Here is a 16,647-nt window from a genome sequence, read left to right on the forward strand (position 1 = left end):
CCACGCTCTTGCATTGCGTGCTTTCCCTGCCCCGCGACTTCTCACAGGAGCCTGGCCATGAGTGAGCAACGCCACGCCGGCCTGGCCATCCACGGCGGCGAAACGGACGATCACCACGACCTGCTGCGGCGCCGCCAGATCGTGCGCCGCACGCGCTGGCTGGTGCTCATCGTGCTGGTTCTGCTCGGGATCGGCGCCGCGCGCACGGTCCTCGTGCGAATGTCCAACGCGAAGGAACTGCAGGCTGGCACCACCGAGCGGGCCACGCAGTACGTCAAGACCGCGCTGCCGACCAAGCCCACCGCGGGCCAGACGCTGGCGCTGCCGGGCACCTTGCAGGGCTTCGTGCAGTCGCCGATCAACGCGCGCGCCAGCGGCTACCTCAAGCGCTGGACCAGGGACATCGGCGCGCGGGTGCAGCAAGGCGAGTTGCTGGCCGAGATCGAGACACCCGAAATCGACCAGCAACTGTCGCAGGCCGTTGCTGCGCGCGAGCAGGCCGCCGCCGGGCTCTCGCTGGCCAGGAGCACCGTGGCCCGCTGGGAGGCGCTGCGCCAGAAGGACGTGGTCTCGCAACAGGACCTCGATGAGCGCCGCAGCGCGGTCGCCTCCGCTGTCGCCAACCTGGCCGCCGCCGACGCCAACGTGCAGCGACTGAAGCAGACGGAAGGATTCAAGCGCGTGCTGGCGCCCTTCGCTGGCGTCATCACACGACGCAATGTCGACGTCGGCGACCTCATAGACGCCGGCGCCGGCAATGGCGGCCGGCCGCTGTTCCTGCTCTCCCAGACCGACCCGCTGCGCGTCTACATCAACGTGCCTCAGGCCTATGCCCAGCTCATCAAGGCCGGCCAGCCGGTGGTCGTGACGCAGGCCGAATTGCGTGGCCAGACCTTCAAGGGGGAAGTCGCGCGCTCCTCCGGCGCCATCGATACCGCCACGCGAATGATGCAGGTCGAGGTGTCCTTGCCGAACCGCGAAGGCATCCTGCTGCCGGGCGCCTACGTGCAGGTCTCCTTGCCCCTGGCGGCGAGCCTGTCGCTCACGGTGCCGGCGAACGCGCTGCTGTTCCGCGCCGAGGGCACGCGCGTCGCGCTGGTCGATGCCAACAACACGGTGCGCCTGCGCCAGGTGACTCTGGGCCGCAACTACGGCGAGACCGTGGAACTGCTGGACGGCATCGCCCCCACCGATCGGCTCGTGCTCAACCCCTCCGACTCGCTGGCCGAAGGCGATGTGGTGGCCCTGGCCAAGGAAAGCCCGTGAAGCCGTCGTACCGCGTTGCCGTCTCGCTGGCTGTGGCGGCGATGCTCGCCGGCTGCGCCGTCGGCCCGGACTACCGCGCGCCGAGCACGCCGGACCTGCCTGTGACCTGGCAGGTCGAGCATCCCTGGCGCCAGGCCGAGCCCGGCGACTCGATCGACAAGGGACGCTGGTGGACCCGCTACCAGGACGCGCAGCTCGACGCGCTGCAGCAGAAGGCGCTGGCCGACAACCCGACGGTGGCGATTGCGGTCGCGCGGCTGATGCAGGCGCGCGCCACGCTGGACGCGAGCAGCGCCGCACGCTATCCGCAGGTCGGCCTCGGGGTGCGGGCGCAGCGCTTCAAGATTTCCGGGAACCGGCCGCTGACGAACTACAGCACGCCCAACTTCGAAACGGTACAGAACGATTTCGCCCTGTCCCTCACGGCCAGCTACGAGATCGACTTTGCCGGGCGCGTGAAGCGGCTGGTCGAAGGCTCCGCCGCCTCCGCCGAACAGTCGGCCGCCGACCTGGCCAATGCGCGCCTGCTGGTGTCCGCGGACCTGGCCACCAACTATTTCAACCTGCGCTACACCGACGTCGAACTCGACGTGGTGTTGCGCAGCATCGAACTGCAACGCCGCGCGCTGGAGTTCGTGACTGCGCGGCATGACCTCGGCGCCGTGTCGGGCCTGGACGTGGCGCAGCAGCAGGCGCTGCTGGAGAACACGCTGACCCAGGTCGACCTGCTGAAGAAGCAACGCGCGCAATACGAGCATGCCCTGGCCACGCTCACCGGCACGCCCGCGCCGGCCTTCTCCGTGGCGCCCGACCTGAAGCCCATGACGCCGCCGGCCATTCCGCTGGGCCTGCCCTCGGAGGTGCTGCAGCGCCGGCCCGACGTGGCCTCGGCGGAACGCGCGATGGCGGCGGCCAATGCGCAGATCGGCATTGCCACGGCGGCCTTCTATCCAAGCATCACGCTGGCGCCGACGGTCGGCATGGACAGCCGCATGATCGAGTCGCTGTTCGATGCGCCCAGCCTGCTGTGGTCGGTGGGTGTGTCGGCCACGCAGATGCTGTTCGACGGCGGTCGCATGCGCGCCAACGTGAATTTCGCCCAGGGCGGCTACGAGGCCACGGTGGCAAACTACCGGCGCGTGGTGTTGACCGCGATGCAGGAAGTCGAGGACGGCATCAGCGGCCTGGCCGCGCTCGACAACGCCAGCCGCCAGGCCCTGTCGGCCGTGGCCGCGTCGCGGCGCGTGCTCGACATGTCCACCACGCGCTACGAGGGCGGCGCCTCGACCTACCTCGACGTCATCACCGCGCAGCAGGCCGTGCTCAACACCGAGCGCCAGGCGGCCCAGGTGCTGGGCCAGCGGCTCGTCACCTCGGTGTTCCTCGTGAAGGCTTTGGGCGGCGATTGGTGCAGTACGTCACGGGACCCGGCGCCCGGCTGCGGATAGCGGCTGCACAATGGTGTTCCGACACAGGCTCACCCCACGCGGTGCTCTCCCCTTTTGAACACTGAACACAAATTCGTCTGGCTGGACTTCGTTCGCGGCCTGTCCGCGATTGCGGTTTGCCTGGGCCATTTGCGAGCCGCAACCATCGTGGACTATGCCGAGCTCGGGCAAGGAAACCTGCTGCAGAAGGCCTTCTATGCCGCCACCGGCCTCGGCCACCAATCGGTGATGGTGTTCTTCGTGTTGAGCGGCTTCTTCGTCGGTGGATCCGTATTGCGCAGCGGCGCAGGCTTCAACGCGGGCCGCTATGCGCTGGCCCGGCTGTCGCGGCTATGGGTGGTGCTGGTGCCCGCCCTGCTGCTCACCGCGGTGGTCGACCAGGTGCTGGCCAGCATGGCGCCGGACGTGCTGAGCGGCGGCTACAAGCCCATCTGGAATTCGGGCCCGGTCGATGGCCACGACTATTCGAGCAGTTGGAGCACCCTGCTCGGCAACCTCGTGTTCGTGCAAACCATCCTGACGCCGGTGTTCGGCATCAACAGTCCTCTGTGGAGCCTGGCCAACGAGTTCTGGTACTACGTGCTGTTTCCGCTGTGTTCGGTGGCCATTGGCTGGTCGGTGCGCCGCGAGGCCGGCACGGTGGCGCCGCGCGTGGTGGCCGGCGCGCTGGCCGTCGCGATCCTGTTCTGGCTGCCGGCGGACATCCGCGATGCCTATTCGATCTGGCTGATGGGCCTGGTCGTCTACTTCAGCCGCGGCCGGCTGTCTCCGACGCTGCGACGTGTCGTGATGGTGGTGGGCCTGGTGGCCTTTGCCGCGTCACTGGGCTACAGCAAGTCCGACACGTTGCAGGCGCGCCTCGGCTGGCCGGTGGACCCGACCATCGGCGTGTGCTTCTGCATCCTGTGCGTGGCCCTGGCCAACCTGCCAATGCCGAAGAACATGAACTCGATGTTCGTGCGGCTGAGCCACGGCATGTCGACCTTCTCCTACTCGCTGTACCTTTCGCACTTTCCGCTGGTGGCGCTGATCGGCGCACTTGGCTATGGCACGACGCGCGTGCGCCCAGACCTGGCCGGCATCCTGCAATTCACCGGCTGGCTGGCCCTGCTGCTGGTGGTGGGCGGCGTGTTCTGGTGGCTGTTCGAGCGCAAGACCGATGAGGTGCGACGCTTCGTCGCCGGCCTGCCCAAGCGCTATCTGCACGCCAGCGGGTCCTGATACGACTTTGCAATCAAGCGCAGAACAAGGCGGAGCGCCGCCGACAGTGCTGTAGCACGGCAAGGCGATCCAACGCAGTTATGCGTTCGATTGCGAAGTCGCATGAGCCCCCAAGCTCATGCGCCGGGGGCGTCCGGCAGCCAGCGCCACCATTCGCCCCGCAGCGCCTCGCCCTCCTGCTCGATCCAGCCCAGCAGCAGGCCATCCGGCCCCGCGCCGCACGCGGCCACGCGCATCAGCAACGACGCGTCGCGGCACACCATGAAACTGGCGTCGCCCTGCCAGCCCAGCCCCTTGGCCAGCGCTGCGAGCATCAGTCCCGACTGGCTCTGCATGAAGTCGAAGGGCATCGGCAGGCCGGTGCGCAGTTGCGTCATGCTGTCGCGCGTGGCCGTCTGCGGGCCGCTCAGGCTGGCGACGCGCAGCCGGGCGCCTGACGGCAACGCGGACTCGCCAGCGGCGTCCAGGCATTGCCAGGCGCCGTAGAGCGCCAGTTCGGCCCACACGCCGATGCGGCGCGGGCGTGCGCCAAGTCGCGCGGCCAGCGCGTCGCGCCAACCGAGCGGCGGCGGGTCCGACGCGACATGCGCGGCGAGCCGCCAGCCCGGAATGGATTCGGCGGATTCGCTCATTGGCGCCACACGCCCGGTGCTGCCGCGCCTCGCCGCGATGTCATGACTCGCAGTCCTCCAGCACCAGCGCCGCGTGCCCACCACCGAATCCGATGGCGTTGAACAGGATGTGCCGCAGGCGCGCTGGCGGCTGCGCGGCGAGCGCCACGTCCAGCAACGGATCGAGCACGTAGTCCGCGGCGGGCCACGCACCAGCCTCGATGCAGGCCAGCAGCAGCACCAGTTCCGCCGCACCGGCCGCACCGAGCGTGTGGCCGATCAGCGGCTTGAGCGCGACCATCGGCGGGAGGCTGGCGAACAGCGTCTTCAATGCCGCGGCCTCGATGGCGTCGTTGGCCGGGCTTCCGGCGGCTTGCGGCTTGATGAGATCGATGTCCTCGGCCTGCACGCCGGCTTGCCGCATCGCGGCAAGGGTCACTGCGGCGATGGCGCCGGCATCGGCGCCGGTCGGCGTGTCGCCAGCAACCACGTTCGCGCCGCCGGCCAGGCGCCAGCGGGACGGCGTGCTGCTCAACAGCATCGCGGCCGCGGCTTCGCCGAGCACCAGTCCATCGCGCTGCGCGCCGAAGGGCAAGGCGCGATCGGGGGAGAGCAACTGCATGCCGCCGAAGCCGGCCAACGTGAGGCGGTTGCTGAACTCGATGCCCAGCACCAGCGCCTGTTGCACCGCACCGCTGCGAATCAGGTCGACCGCGGCCAGCAGCGCATTGACGGCCGACGTGCAGGCCGTCGACACGGTGAACACCGGCCCGCGCCATCCGATCGCCTCGGCCACGAGATCGGCGAAGACCTGCACGTCGCCGGCGAAGCAGCCGGCCTGCTCCTCGAAGCCCACGTCGAGCGACGACGAGGCGACGAAGAGCGGCATCTGCGGCGACACCCTGTCGCATGGCAGGCCGCACTGCGCGACCACCTCGCGCACCGTGCGGCGCAGTTGCCCAAGCCAGTCGCCTTCGGGGGGTGGCAGCGCATGCACCGGCCATGAGAAGCCGCCCGGGACCGTCGCAGGCCTCGCGGGGACGCCGCCCTGTCGCAGCGCGGCCAGCGATTGCGGCAGGCCCCGGCCGAGCGCGCAGGCGAGGCCGGTGCCTGCCAGGTACACGTCGGCGGTCGTGGCGCTCATGGCCCCCACGCTCGGCACTCCGTGTTCTCGCTGCACCAGGGAGGGGGCGCGAGTTTGCTTGGGCGGCCCGGCGCTGCGCTCATGGCCGGCTGGCGCTCAAGTGCGCCGCCAGATGCGCAATCGAGCTCAGCGCCCGGCGCGTCTCCTTGCTGTCGGGCATGCGCACGCCATAGCGCTGCTGGATGGCCATCGACACCTGCAGCGCGTCGAGCGAGTCGAGGTCCAGCCTGGCATCGGGGCCGAACAGGGGTTCGTCGTCGGACAGGCCGCCTTCGGGCGCAGTCTTTTCCACGGCGTCGAGCACGAGCGCTTTCAACTCGGCGATCAGGTCAGGCAGCGAAAGGCTTTCGTTCATGCGGCACGTCTTTGAAACAACAGGGCGGCCAGCGCCAGCATGGCCGCGGAAAAAACAAGCAGGCGAACGAGTTCCGGCAGCATCGCCGCCAGGCCGCCGCCGCGCAGCAGCGCCGTCAGCAGGGCTTCCAGGCCCCAATTCATCGGGGACCATTCGGCCACGTGCTGCATGGCCGCGGGCATCACGAACTTCGGCACCATGATCCCGCCGATCGCCGCCATCAGCACGTTGGCGACGGGTCCGACCGTGGCGGCCTGGGCATGGGTGCGCACCGCGCAGGCCAGCGCCAGCGACAGGCTCACCGCGGCCAGGCCGATGGCCACCAACGCCACGACCAGCGCGTCCCAATGGATGCCTGCGAGCGACAGCGCATCGCCGCCGAGCAGGGGCATGAGCCACACGCCCACGGCCAGCATCAGGGCGGCCTGCAAGGCATTGACGCCGAGGTAGGGCAAGGCCTTGGAGACCAGCAGCATGCCGGTCGGCACGCCCAGGCTGCGCAGCCGTCCCAGCGTGCCCGACGCGCGCTCCTGGATGAACAGGCTCGACATCGACGCCACCACGAAGAACATGCCGAACACCAGCCAGGCTGGGACGCTTTGCTGCACGGCCGTCGGTCGCGGCCCGCTCGGCGCGAAGCGCTCGGCCTCCAGCAGCGTGGCCATCGATGCGCCGGGTGGCGCAGGCGGGCCGCCGGCCACGGAGGCTTCCAGCCGGCCCTTGACTTCGCCGGCCACACCGACCAGTTCGGCGCGCAGCGCATTGAAAAGGTTGCCGTCGATGCCGGGCTCCGCGAGCAGGCGTATGTGCGGCGCGGTCGGAAGCGCGTCCGCGTTCAATGCGTCCGACAGACCGGGCTGCAGCACGATCACGTACTTGAGCTGGCCGTTCGTCAACTGCGCCTGCCAGTCGGCCGGCAAGTCCTGCGGCGTTCCGTGAGCGCGCTTCCAGTCCGCCAGGATCGACTGCGCAGGCACGCCGTTGTCGTGCTGCTGGACCGCATAGCGCAGGGCCATCAAGGGCGGGTTGTAGTAGTCCTTGAGCGCCAGCGACATCACCACGATGAAGATCACCGGCATCAGGAACAACGCGGCCAGTCCATGCACGTCGCGCACGAGGGCAATCAGCTCCTTCTTGATGAGCGAGGTCAGCATGGCGGGGCGAACTTCATGTGTCTCGTAGCGAGCGATGAGTGAGCGCCATGAACAACTGCTCGAGGTTGTAGCGCCCGAACTCGGCCTGCCGCACCGTCACGCCCGATGCGTCGAGCGCGTCCAGCACCTGGGCCGGACGCGCATCGGCGGCGAGCCGCACGCGCCAGTGGTCGGGGCCCTGCTCCACCTCGCCATAGCGCGCGAGCATCGCGCCATCGACGCCCTCGGCGCGCACCGTCAGCACCCTTCCTCCTTCGGAGAGCAAGGCCTCCAGCGTGTCGTTGCGCAGTACCCGGCCGTTGTCGAGGATCGCGACGCGGTCGGCGATGGCTTCGACTTCTTCCATGTAGTGCGTCGCATAGATCACCGCCGCTCCATTGGCGGCCAGTTTCTTGATGGCGTCGAGCACGAAGGCGCGTGACTGCGGATCCACGCCCACGGTCGGCTCGTCGAACAGCAATAACTCGGGCTCGGCCAGCAAGGCGATCGCAAGGTTGAGCCGCCGCTTCAATCCGCCCGACAGGCGCTCGGCGCGCACCGTCGCAAAGGATTCGAGTTGCGCGAAGCCGATGCATGCCGCGATGCGCGCCCGCTTGCGCGCGCCTTCCAGCCGGGCCGCTCCGGCAAAGCATGCGAGGTTCTCCGTCACGGTGAGCATCGGATAGAACGCATGCTCCTGCGGCGCCACCGCCATGCGCGTGGGCGTGCGCGCGCGCACCGCCTGCAAGGGCTCGCCATCCACCAGCACGCGTCCGCCTTGCACGGCAAGCGCGCCCGACACATGCGAGATCAGCGTGGTCTTGCCCGCGCCGTTGGGCCCGAGCAGGCCCAGCACGCTGCCGCGCCGGGCCGTCAACGACACGTCGTCGAGCGCGGCTTGCGCGGCGCCGGGGTAGCGGTAGCTCAGGTGTTCGAGCGCCAGCACATGCGTCCCTTGTGCGCCTATGCCACGGCGCGCTTCAGGTCGCGAAAGAAGGCTTCCTCCTGGTCGGCCTGGCCGCGTAGCAGGCCGGCCAGTGCGGGCGGGTCGACCGGCTCGCGCCCCTTGACCATGCGCGCCGCCTTGAGGGCGAAGCGTCGCCAGCCATCGCCGATCTCGGTCATGCGGTTGGAGAACTCGACCAGCCGCGGCATCGAAGCGATCTGCGCAGCCTCTTCCAGGAAGGCCGCGTAGATGAAGCGGAAGCCCGCGCCACCGGTGCCGATTTCTTCCTGCATGCGCACCATGTGGCCGATGTAGTCGACCGTGCGGGCATCCCCGGCCGGCAGGCTCGCCAGCTTCCTCGCCAAGGTCCGCATGCCGCGCACGCCGATGAGCGGCACAGGCGCCTGCATGGTGCGCACGGTCTTGCGGATGGCCTTGACGATGGCCTCGGGCTCGATGGTCTTGCGGTCGATCTTTTGCGGGTAGTAAAGCAGTCCCTTGGGCGCCAGCACGCCCTTGGCGAAGCGCGCTCGCGCCATGTCCGCGCTGCCGCAGCGCATCGGTGTCTCGAACACCGGATCGCTCACCAGGTAGTCGTCGCCGTCCTTGCCGTAGACCAGCAGGTTGTGCGCGTTGAAGTGGAAGCGCATCTGCGGCGGAAAGTACGGCAGCCAGTAGACGGAGGTCTGCAGGCCGACCAATTGCCCCTCGGCCAGCAGCGCATCCAGACGCGCCTGCCCCGCTTGCGGATTGCCGAAGGTCTCGAACCGGAAGCGCGCGGCCAGCGGCGCCAGCATGCCCTTGATGATCGACCGCGGCGGCATGCGGTAGGAGATGAGCGGCAGCCCCGACAGCTTGATGAAGGGGAAGTACGCGAAGGTCAGCGCCGACGCGAGCCCGAAGGCGAGGCTCTCCGTCATCGGCACGCCATGGTGGCGCAGCATGTTGGAAATGACGCCGCTCTCGCAGTGCGCGGCATGCCGGTGTTCGAAGTTCATGGCAGCCGCTTCAAGCCTTCGACCGACAGGCCCAGCGCATCCGCATAGCGCGCAAGTTGCGCGGGCGACAGATCGGCGAAATGACGGGCTTGCAGGTGGCGCCGCACGCGCCATTGCCAGAAGCCGCTGGTCTGCGACAGCAGCGCCACGTCCATTCGGCGCTCGTACATCCAGAATTCAAGCGGCGATGCGGTGCCCGCGAGCACGCGCGCGCGTGCTTCCCCGGCCTGCGCAACCAGTGCTTCCACTGCATGCGTCGTGACGATTTCCTCCGCCTCCCAGCCGCGCGAGCCGACCGTCACCGTGTGGCCGCTGGCGTCACGCGCGTACATGAGCTTGCGATGCCCGTCCAGGGTGGCATTGCCCTCTTGTGGAACCGCGTCGACGTCCATGACGGCTACACCGCTTCCAGGTGCACGAAGCCACTGGAAAAACGGCCGCTTTCAGGCACGAACATCAACAGCTTGTGCCCCTTCTGCAAGCGACCCGACCGGATCAGCGCATCGAGCATGATGAACGGCGAAGCGGCGCCGGTGTTGCCCACTTGCGCGAGGTTGTTGAACCAGCGTTCGCGCGGGATCGGGAGGCCGACCTCCTCCAGGCATTGCGCCACCGGCTGCGCGAAGAAGTGCGAGGACAGGTGCGGCAGGAACCAGTCGATCTGGTCCACCCTCAGGTCGTGCCGCGCGATGATGTCGCGCAACGGCTCGCCGATGGTGGCGCGCACGATGTTCTCGTTGAGCAGGCGCACGTCCTGCTTGATGGCGAAGATCGACTGGGCATGCCATTGCGAGGACGGCGTCTGCATCCAGCCTTGCAGCGTGCCGTCGGCAGCGCGATCGGCGCCGGCGTACATGCACACCGGCAGCTCATGGGCGGCGGAAGACAGGTCGATCCAGTCGATGCGCAAGGACAGCGCGCCGCGCGGTGCGCACTCCAGCAACATGGCGCCGGCGCCATCGGACAGCATCCAGCGCAGGAAGTCCTTTTCGAAGGCAATCTCGGGCCGCGCTTCGAGCGCGTCGACCTTGTGCGCGATCTCGGCCTCGAAGTTGGAAGCCATCAGCAACGGGGACGCCAGTTCGGAACCCGTAGCCACCGCGCGCTGCGCGTCCCCCGCGCGTACCGCCAGCCAGGCGTATTTCAGGGCCGCGATGCCTGACAGACAGACGCCGGCGAGGGACACGGCTTCCAGGCGCGGCCAGCCCAGTTCGCCGTGCACCATCACCGCGTGATTGGGAATGAGCTGGTCTGGCATCGACGTCCCGGTGGCCAGGCAACCTACGGGGCCGATGTCCTCGCCCAGCGCGCGAACGGCATTCGCGGTGAGTTGGGCGTTGGTCATGGCCACCTTGCCGGTGGCGCGGTCGATCGCATAGTGCCGCGACTGGATGCCGTTGCTGCGCAGGATCAGCCGGCGCGCACGCGAGTCCTTGCCGCCGATCCGGCCGAGGACATCTTCGATTTCGTCGTTGGAGACCGGCGAGAAGGGTAAATAAGCTGCTGAACGCGTCAGGAATACATCAACTGTCATAACGGTGGCATCGGTCTGTGGCCGAGCCTGAGGGCAGCTCAAAGCGGGTCTTGATTTTAGTCAGTTGGCTCCTGAACAACGGCCGCAGCAGGGCCTGCAGTCCGAGGCTGACGGGCACGACGGTGACGATGAGGGCCAGCAGGAACAGCACATAGGCCAGCACCAGCGGCTGCCGCTGTACGCTGCCCGGCCGCCCCACCGCCATGATCAGCTTGCCCCAGAGGAAGAAGCTGCGGGTGCCCGCCTTTTCGCTGACGTAGAGGCGAGGCTCGGCCACCACCGCGCCCAGGCCGGCCAGCAACGGCTGCGTGCCGCGTTCCGCATCGCCATGCAGACCGTCGCGCAGCGCCAGCCCGAAACGGCGCGCACCCGCGATCTGCGCTGCGGTCAGCCCCGCATCGGGCATGCCCCAGAAGCCGCGCTTGCGGCCGAGCAGCAGCCAGGCCGGCGTGGTGATGAACGTGGCCAGCGTGGGACCGGGGTCGGTCAGCACCACGTTGTCGATCAGCCGTGCGCCGACAGCGGCCAGCATCGCCTTGAGCTTCTCGTGCGCCGTCAGCCACATGTTGCGGCAGGCGATCACCGAGACGACCGGCTTGCCCCTCAACAGGCGCGCCGCGACCGGGTGCTGCAGGAAGGCAGCGATGGGCTGCGACGGCGCCAGGAACCAGACCTGCCACGGCAGGATGACGAGGTCGAACTCTTCGTCACCGGTCAGCGACAGGGGCGCCAGCGGGGCCGGCCGCATGTGGGCCGTCTCGGGGAAGGCGTCGAAGAAGCGGAGGAAAGGCCACGGAAACGGCAGCGGCTGCAAGGGCTTCAACGTCTCGACATGCACCTGGATGCCGGGATCGCCCTGCAGTGGCATGAGGATCTGGTCCGCAACGGCGTCGAGTTGTCCCGTCTGGGAATAGCGAATGGCGAGCACGCGCTTGGGAGGCGCGGTCGCGCTCAGCGGAAGTGAGGTCACAGGGGCAACAGGCGGGGAAGACGTGCGAGTGTAGGGGAATATGACAGTGTGAAATCTCTGTGACGTACGCAAGACGTGGGCCGGCAGCCTCGCCTGGCGCGGCGTGTAGATTCGGCGCCATGCTCCACCCTCTCGTTCTCGTCGCCGCCTTTCTCGCCGGGTCTGCCGCGCTGCTGCACGTCTCGCGCGGCGCATTGCGGCGCCCCGGCTCGCACGGCTTCTATCGCTTCTTCGCGTGGGAATGCATCCTGCTGCTGGTCCTGTTGAACCTCCCGGTCTGGGGCGACGACCCCTTGGCGCCGCATCAATTGCTGTCCTGGCTGCTGCTGGTCGCCTCCGCATGGCTGCCGCTGCATGCCGTGCGCCTGCTCAAGCGGGTGGGGCGACCGACAGAGGACCGCCAGGACGACGCCCTGCTCGGCTTCGAGAAGACCAGCGCCCTGGTGACGAGCGGCGCCTTCCGCTACATCCGCCATCCGATGTACGCGGCGCTGATCTTCCTGGCCTGGGGCGCCTTCCTGAAGCAGTTTTCATGGGTCGGCCTGGCGCTGGTGCTGGCCGCCACGGTGCTGCTGTTCATCACCGCCTTGCGGGACGAGAAGGAGTGCCTGCAGCACTTCGGTGAGGCCTATCGGGCGTATATGCGCGGAACGCGACGCTTCATTCCATTCGTGCTGTGAACTGAATGCGAAGACCGAACGCAGAAGTCGCAAAGGTTTCGCAGAAGTCGCAAAAGAAATTCCAAAGATTTCCTTTGCTTGAATTCCTTCTGCGACTTCTGCGAGTTTTTGTATTCCTTCTGCGTTCGGCTGTCCGAATTCCAATGCGTCAGAACAAGCTCCGCTGCCCCACCGCTCCCGGCGGCCGGAAGGCCTCGAGGTCCATGGGAATGCGCTCGCGGTTGAAGCCGATGCGCTGCGTCGCCTTCTCGAAGCGCTGCCGGATGAGTTCGGCCCAGAGGCCGCTGCCCTTCATGCGCGTTGCGAAGTCGGCGTCGTAGTCCTTGCCGCCGCGCATGTCCCGGATGCGCGCCATGATGCGGCCCGCGCGCTGCGGGTAGTGCAGTTCGAGCCACTGCTTGAACAGCGGCGCCACCTCCCAGGGCAGCCGGATCACGTTGTAGAAGGCGCGCCGCGCGCCGGCCTCCCAGGCGGCTTCGAGCACCTTCTCCATGTCTTCGTTGACGAACGGAATCTGCGGCGACACGCTCACGCCGACCGGCACGCCCGCGTCCACCAGCGTGCGGATCGTGCGCAAGCGCCGGTGCGGCGCGGCGGCGCGCGGTTCCAGCTTGCGGGCGAGTTCGCCGTCGAGGGTGGTCACGGTGATGTAGACGGCGGCGAGACGGTCCGCCGCCATCGGCGCGATGAGGTCCAGGTCGTGCTCGACGGCGCTCGACTTGGTCACGATGGCGAAGGGGTGATGCGTCTCGTGCAATACCTCGATGACGGAACGCGTCAGGCGGAGTTCGCGCTCGATCGGCTGGTAGCAATCGGTGGCGGTGCCGATCGCGATCTGGCTGGGCCGGTAGTTCTTCCGCCCGAGTTCGGCGCGCAGCACTTGCGCGATGTTGCGCTTGGCAATGAGCTTGGTCTCGAAGTCCAGCCCCGGCGACAGGTTGAGGTAGCTGTGGGTCGGCCGCGCGAAGCAGTAGATGCAGCCATGCTCGCAGCCCCGGTACGGGTTGAGCGAGCGGTCGAAGGGAACGTCCGGCGAATCGTTTTCGCCGAGCACCGATTTCGCATCCTCGAAGCGGACCTCGGTTTGCGGCGCCGATCTTTGCTCGGCGGCATCGTCCTCCAGCGTGCCCCAGCCGTCGTCGTAAGCGTCGCGCGCGTCCTTCTCGAAGCGATGCGGGATGCGCGTCGCCGCGCCGCGGCCCTTGAGGGCATGGACGGGAATGAAGGTATCGGTCATGACGAAAATACTGGATGTATTCACAGTATGTCGCTATCCGGTGTCGGACGCCAGCGACACATCCATTCCCTTTACAAACACGAACTAGGGTTTACCCTTAAACTGTCAACATTCGTCAACTCTTCTGAGAGGTTCCCCATGTCGATTGCTATTGCTTGTCTCGTGAGCGTGGGCGTTGTCGTCGCTTCCTACTTCGTCACCGTCGGCAAGGCCTCCGAGTAGAACTTATTGCCCGCTCCCGACGCGTGCCCTGTCGGAGTGGGGTCCTATGTGCTAATTGCGCCTGCCCCGGGCGCGACGTAACATCACGATACATAAAATCAGGGTGCGGATCGATGTCCCGGCAGGTTGCCGGCACGCGTCCTTGCCCGCAGGGGGAAGTGATGAGGTCTGCATACAGCGTGCTGGGCGTCCATGGGAACGCCAAGTCCGGCGAGATTGATCGCGCGTTCAATAAAACCCTGGCAATGTTCACGCGTGAACGCCTCCGTGTGGATGCCGGCGCCGACGCCAGGTTGGCGGACGTGATGGAAGCCTACAAGGTGCTGCGCAACCCCGACATGCGCGCCGCGCATGACCGCAAGCTGGCGCAGGCGGTCTCTTCGGAGCCTGTCGTTTCATCCTGGGTGGAAATCTACTATCCCGAAGGCAAGGCGCCGTCGCAGTGGGGGCGCGTGACGATGCTCTTTGGCCTGTTGCTGGCCGTCCTTGGCGGCGGTGCCTGGTACCTCGAGCAGCAGCGCGACCGCGCCGCCGCCGAGGCGGCCGTGGCCAGGGCCGAGCAAGCCGCGCAGCAGCAGGCGGCTGCGGAAGCCCGGCACCAGCAAATGATCCAGGCGCATCTGGTCGAGAAGTCGCGCCGTGACGCCGAAGCAAGGGAGCTCGAGCGTCGCAGGCAACGCGAACGCGTACCGGCCAAGGCGCAGCGCACCGAGGCGCCGTATCTGCAATTCCAGAAGGTTGCGGCGGACGGCGACGGGAACAGCGCCTTCTCCCGCTAGGGCTGCGCTGAACAGACCCTAGAACTCCGCTTCCAACTCGTCGATCGCCTCCGGCTCCTGCTTCGCCGCGGCGATCCACTCCTTCATCTCGGGCAGTTCCATCATGTGCTTGACGTAGCCCGCGCAGGCGGGCGGCAGCTTCACGTCATAGGTGATGAAGCGCGTCACCACCGGCGCGTACATGGCGTCCGCCAGCCCGGGCTTCTTGCCGAAAAGGTAGGGCCCGTCAAATTTACCGAGACATTCCTTCCAGATCTCCACGATGCGGTCGATGTCGCCTTGCGCGCGCGACCAGATCTTGAAGTTGGGGAAGCGGGCCTTGACGTTCATCGGCATCGCGCCACGCATGCTGGCAAAGCCCGAATGCATCTCGCCGCAGATCGCGCGGCAGTGGGCGCGGGCCCGCACATCGGTGGGCAGCAGGCCCGCCTTGGGCTTGATCTCGTGCAGGTACTCGCCGATGGCCAGCGTGTCCCACACCTTGAGCCCGTCGTGCTGCAGCGACGGCACCAACATCGACGACGAAAGCAGCAGCATCTCCGCCTTCATCGCGGGGTCGTCCGGCGGGATGATCTTCTCGACGAAGTCGAGCCCGGCGAAGCGGCACATGAGCCAGCCGCGCAAGGCCCAGGCGCCGTAGTTCTTGCTGCTGATCGTGAGGATGGGTTTGGACATGGCGGTGCTCCTTGGGCTGTTGTCGTGCCGGCCTGCAGCCTGCAACCGTGCAAGCCTCATGCCACATGCACCGCGTCGGCGCGCGGCTTGGCCCGCAACTTGCCTTCAGTGCTGCATGCTTTACCGGGCCTACCAAAACCAGACAGACATGCTTTCTCCACTGCGGCTCGGTGCGCAGTTCCTGGGAGCGTCCTTGTGGAGCGAAGGCTCCGAACGCACTGCCGCCCGGCAGATATCGGCGCAGATGGAGGTGTTCTCGCGCATGCGGCTCACGCACACGCGGCCCAGTTGGGGCATCGATACGGTGATGGTCGACGGCGAGGAAGTGGCGGTGCATGAAGAGCCCACGCTGATGGCGCCCTTCGGCACGCTGCTGCACTTCCGCAAGGACACCAAGGCGGTGCACCCGCCGGTGCTGCTGGCCGCACCACTGTCGGGCCACTTCGCGACGCTGTTGCGCGAAACGGTGCGGACCCTGTTGCGCGACCACGACGTCTATGTGACCGATTGGCGCAACGCGCGTGACGTGCCGCTGTGGCAAGGCAAGTTCGGGCTCGACGAATACACCACCACGCTGATCGATTTCATGGCCGCCATCGGCCCCGGCGTGCATCTGGTGGCGGTCTGCCAGCCCTGCGTGGCCGCGATCGCCGCCACCGCGCTGATGTCCGAGGACGACCACGTCGCGACGCCACGCAGCCTGACGCTGATGGCCGGGCCGGTCGACTGCCGCGTCAACCCGACCAAGGTCAACGAACTCGCGACGGAGCGGCCGATCGGCTGGTTCAAGCGCAACCTGATCAGCCGCGTGCCGTTACCGCACGCGGGCGCGGGGCGCAAGGTCTACCCCGGCTTCCTGCAGTTGACCGCGTTCATGAGCATGAACATGGACCGTCACAAGAAGCAGTTCCGCGACCTCTACGCGCACCTCGTCGAAGGCCGCATCGAGCAGGCCAACAACATCCGCGATTTCTATGACGAGTACCTGGCGGTGAACGACCTGCCCGCGGAGTTCTACCTGGAGACGGTGGAACGCATCTTCCAGACCTACGACCTGCCGCGCGGCGAGCTCACAATCGTCGGCCGAAAGATCGATCCCGCGGCCATCCGCCGCACCGCGCTGCTCACCGTCGAGGGTGAGCGCGACGACATCTGTTCCGTGGGCCAGACCGTGGCCGCGCAAGACATGTGCAGCGGCATCCGTCCCTACCTGAAGGCACACCACTTGCAAGCCGGCGTGGGCCACTACGGCGTGTTCAGCGGCACCCGGTGGAACACGCAGATCTACCCGCGTGTGCGCGAGACGATCCACGCGGCGGCCGAAATCATTCGCTGATCGAAGAGACGCCGAAGAGGCGAGTCCAGCACACCCGGGCGAGGCGCAGGCCCGGAACCGGCGGACGCGTTGGAGCTATTCGCGCCTTCGCA

17 protein-coding genes are annotated in these 16,647 nt (G+C 67.5%); 6 read left to right on the forward strand and 11 right to left on the reverse strand.

Features of this window, described 5'->3' with window-relative positions:
• Window positions 1-57 precede the first annotated feature (57 nt).
• The 3 genes from HCU76_RS08120 to HCU76_RS08130 are packed head-to-tail and all read left to right on the forward strand — an operon-like array spanning window position 58 to window position 3,935.
• Window positions 58-1,266: an efflux RND transporter periplasmic adaptor subunit gene (locus HCU76_RS08120; RefSeq protein WP_213955719.1), complete on the forward strand. Its 1,209-nt coding sequence runs from the start codon at window positions 58-60 to the stop codon at window positions 1,264-1,266.
• Window positions 1,267-1,307: 41 nt separating this feature from the next.
• Window positions 1,308-2,714, forward strand: a complete 1,407-nt coding sequence (locus tag HCU76_RS08125; RefSeq protein ID WP_218509079.1) for an efflux transporter outer membrane subunit — start codon at window positions 1,308-1,310, stop codon at window positions 2,712-2,714.
• A 54-nt stretch (window positions 2,715-2,768) separates the two neighbouring features.
• Window positions 2,769-3,935, forward strand: coding sequence for an acyltransferase (locus HCU76_RS08130; protein ID WP_218508962.1), 1,167 nt, complete (start codon window positions 2,769-2,771; stop codon window positions 3,933-3,935).
• A gap of 116 nt (window positions 3,936-4,051) precedes the next feature.
• Here the strand turns inward: HCU76_RS08130 and HCU76_RS08135 are convergent, their stop codons facing one another.
• The 9 genes from HCU76_RS08135 to HCU76_RS08175 all read right to left on the reverse strand — a co-directional run bounded on the left by HCU76_RS08135 (window position 4,052) and on the right by HCU76_RS08175 (window position 11,626).
• Window positions 4,052-4,567: a hypothetical protein gene (locus HCU76_RS08135; RefSeq protein WP_218508963.1), complete on the reverse strand. Its 516-nt coding sequence runs from the start codon at window positions 4,565-4,567 to the stop codon at window positions 4,052-4,054.
• Window positions 4,568-4,607: 40 nt separating this feature from the next.
• Entirely contained in the window at window positions 4,608-5,690 is a 1,083-nt protein-coding gene (locus HCU76_RS08140) for a beta-ketoacyl synthase N-terminal-like domain-containing protein (RefSeq protein WP_218508964.1), read from the reverse strand.
• Between the two features lie 79 nt (window positions 5,691-5,769).
• Window positions 5,770-6,045: a phosphopantetheine-binding protein gene (locus HCU76_RS08145; protein WP_213955715.1), complete on the reverse strand. Its 276-nt coding sequence runs from the start codon at window positions 6,043-6,045 to the stop codon at window positions 5,770-5,772.
• The gene (locus tag HCU76_RS08150; protein WP_218508965.1) at window positions 6,042-7,199 is read right to left on the reverse strand and encodes an ABC transporter permease; all 1,158 of its coding nucleotides are present in this window, start codon (window positions 7,197-7,199) and stop codon (window positions 6,042-6,044) included. Before HCU76_RS08150 ends, HCU76_RS08145 begins: the two co-directional genes overlap by 4 nt.
• A 13-nt stretch (window positions 7,200-7,212) precedes the next feature.
• Window positions 7,213-8,124: an ABC transporter ATP-binding protein gene (locus HCU76_RS08155; RefSeq protein ID WP_218508966.1), complete on the reverse strand. Its 912-nt coding sequence runs from the start codon at window positions 8,122-8,124 to the stop codon at window positions 7,213-7,215.
• 17 nt (window positions 8,125-8,141) lie between these two features.
• Entirely contained in the window at window positions 8,142-9,122 is a 981-nt protein-coding gene (locus HCU76_RS08160) for a BtrH N-terminal domain-containing protein (protein WP_218508967.1), read from the reverse strand.
• Window positions 9,119-9,514 (reverse strand): hypothetical protein, encoded by a 396-nt coding sequence (locus HCU76_RS08165; protein ID WP_218508968.1) that lies wholly within the window; start codon window positions 9,512-9,514, stop codon window positions 9,119-9,121. Before HCU76_RS08165 ends, HCU76_RS08160 begins: the two co-directional genes overlap by 4 nt.
• Before the next feature lie 5 nt (window positions 9,515-9,519).
• Window positions 9,520-10,656, reverse strand: a complete 1,137-nt coding sequence (locus HCU76_RS08170) for a beta-ketoacyl-ACP synthase III (RefSeq protein WP_218508969.1) — start codon at window positions 10,654-10,656, stop codon at window positions 9,520-9,522.
• Complete coding sequence (locus HCU76_RS08175; protein ID WP_218508970.1) at window positions 10,646-11,626, reverse strand: dialkylrecorsinol condensing enzyme; 981 nt, start codon at window positions 11,624-11,626, stop codon at window positions 10,646-10,648. The genes HCU76_RS08170 and HCU76_RS08175 overlap by 11 nt, the downstream gene beginning before the upstream one ends.
• Before the next feature lie 119 nt (window positions 11,627-11,745).
• On the opposite strand from HCU76_RS08175, the gene HCU76_RS08180 reads away from it, so the two are divergent.
• The gene (locus tag HCU76_RS08180; protein ID WP_213955708.1) at window positions 11,746-12,306 is read left to right on the forward strand and encodes an isoprenylcysteine carboxylmethyltransferase family protein; all 561 of its coding nucleotides are present in this window, start codon (window positions 11,746-11,748) and stop codon (window positions 12,304-12,306) included.
• Between the two features lie 148 nt (window positions 12,307-12,454).
• Here HCU76_RS08180 and HCU76_RS08185 read toward each other — a convergent pair whose 3' ends face one another.
• Window positions 12,455-13,543 carry a PA0069 family radical SAM protein gene (locus HCU76_RS08185; protein ID WP_213955707.1) on the reverse strand — a complete coding sequence of 363 codons (1,089 nt, stop codon included), beginning with the start codon at window positions 13,541-13,543 and terminating at the stop codon, window positions 12,455-12,457.
• A 335-nt stretch (window positions 13,544-13,878) separates the two neighbouring features.
• On the opposite strand from HCU76_RS08185, the gene HCU76_RS08190 reads away from it, so the two are divergent.
• Entirely contained in the window at window positions 13,879-14,544 is a 666-nt protein-coding gene (locus HCU76_RS08190; protein ID WP_218508971.1) for a hypothetical protein, read from the forward strand.
• An 18-nt stretch (window positions 14,545-14,562) separates the two neighbouring features.
• Here HCU76_RS08190 and HCU76_RS08195 read toward each other — a convergent pair whose 3' ends face one another.
• Entirely contained in the window at window positions 14,563-15,219 is a 657-nt protein-coding gene (locus tag HCU76_RS08195) for a glutathione S-transferase (RefSeq protein WP_213955705.1), read from the reverse strand.
• A 115-nt stretch (window positions 15,220-15,334) separates the two neighbouring features.
• On the opposite strand from HCU76_RS08195, the gene HCU76_RS08200 reads away from it, so the two are divergent.
• Complete coding sequence (locus tag HCU76_RS08200; RefSeq protein ID WP_218508972.1) at window positions 15,335-16,555, forward strand: polyhydroxyalkanoate depolymerase; 1,221 nt, start codon at window positions 15,335-15,337, stop codon at window positions 16,553-16,555.
• Window positions 16,556-16,647 lie beyond the last annotated feature (92 nt).

Source organism: Variovorax sp. dw_308 (assembly GCF_019207085.1).
GTDB lineage: Bacteria > Pseudomonadota > Gammaproteobacteria > Burkholderiales > Burkholderiaceae_C > Variovorax.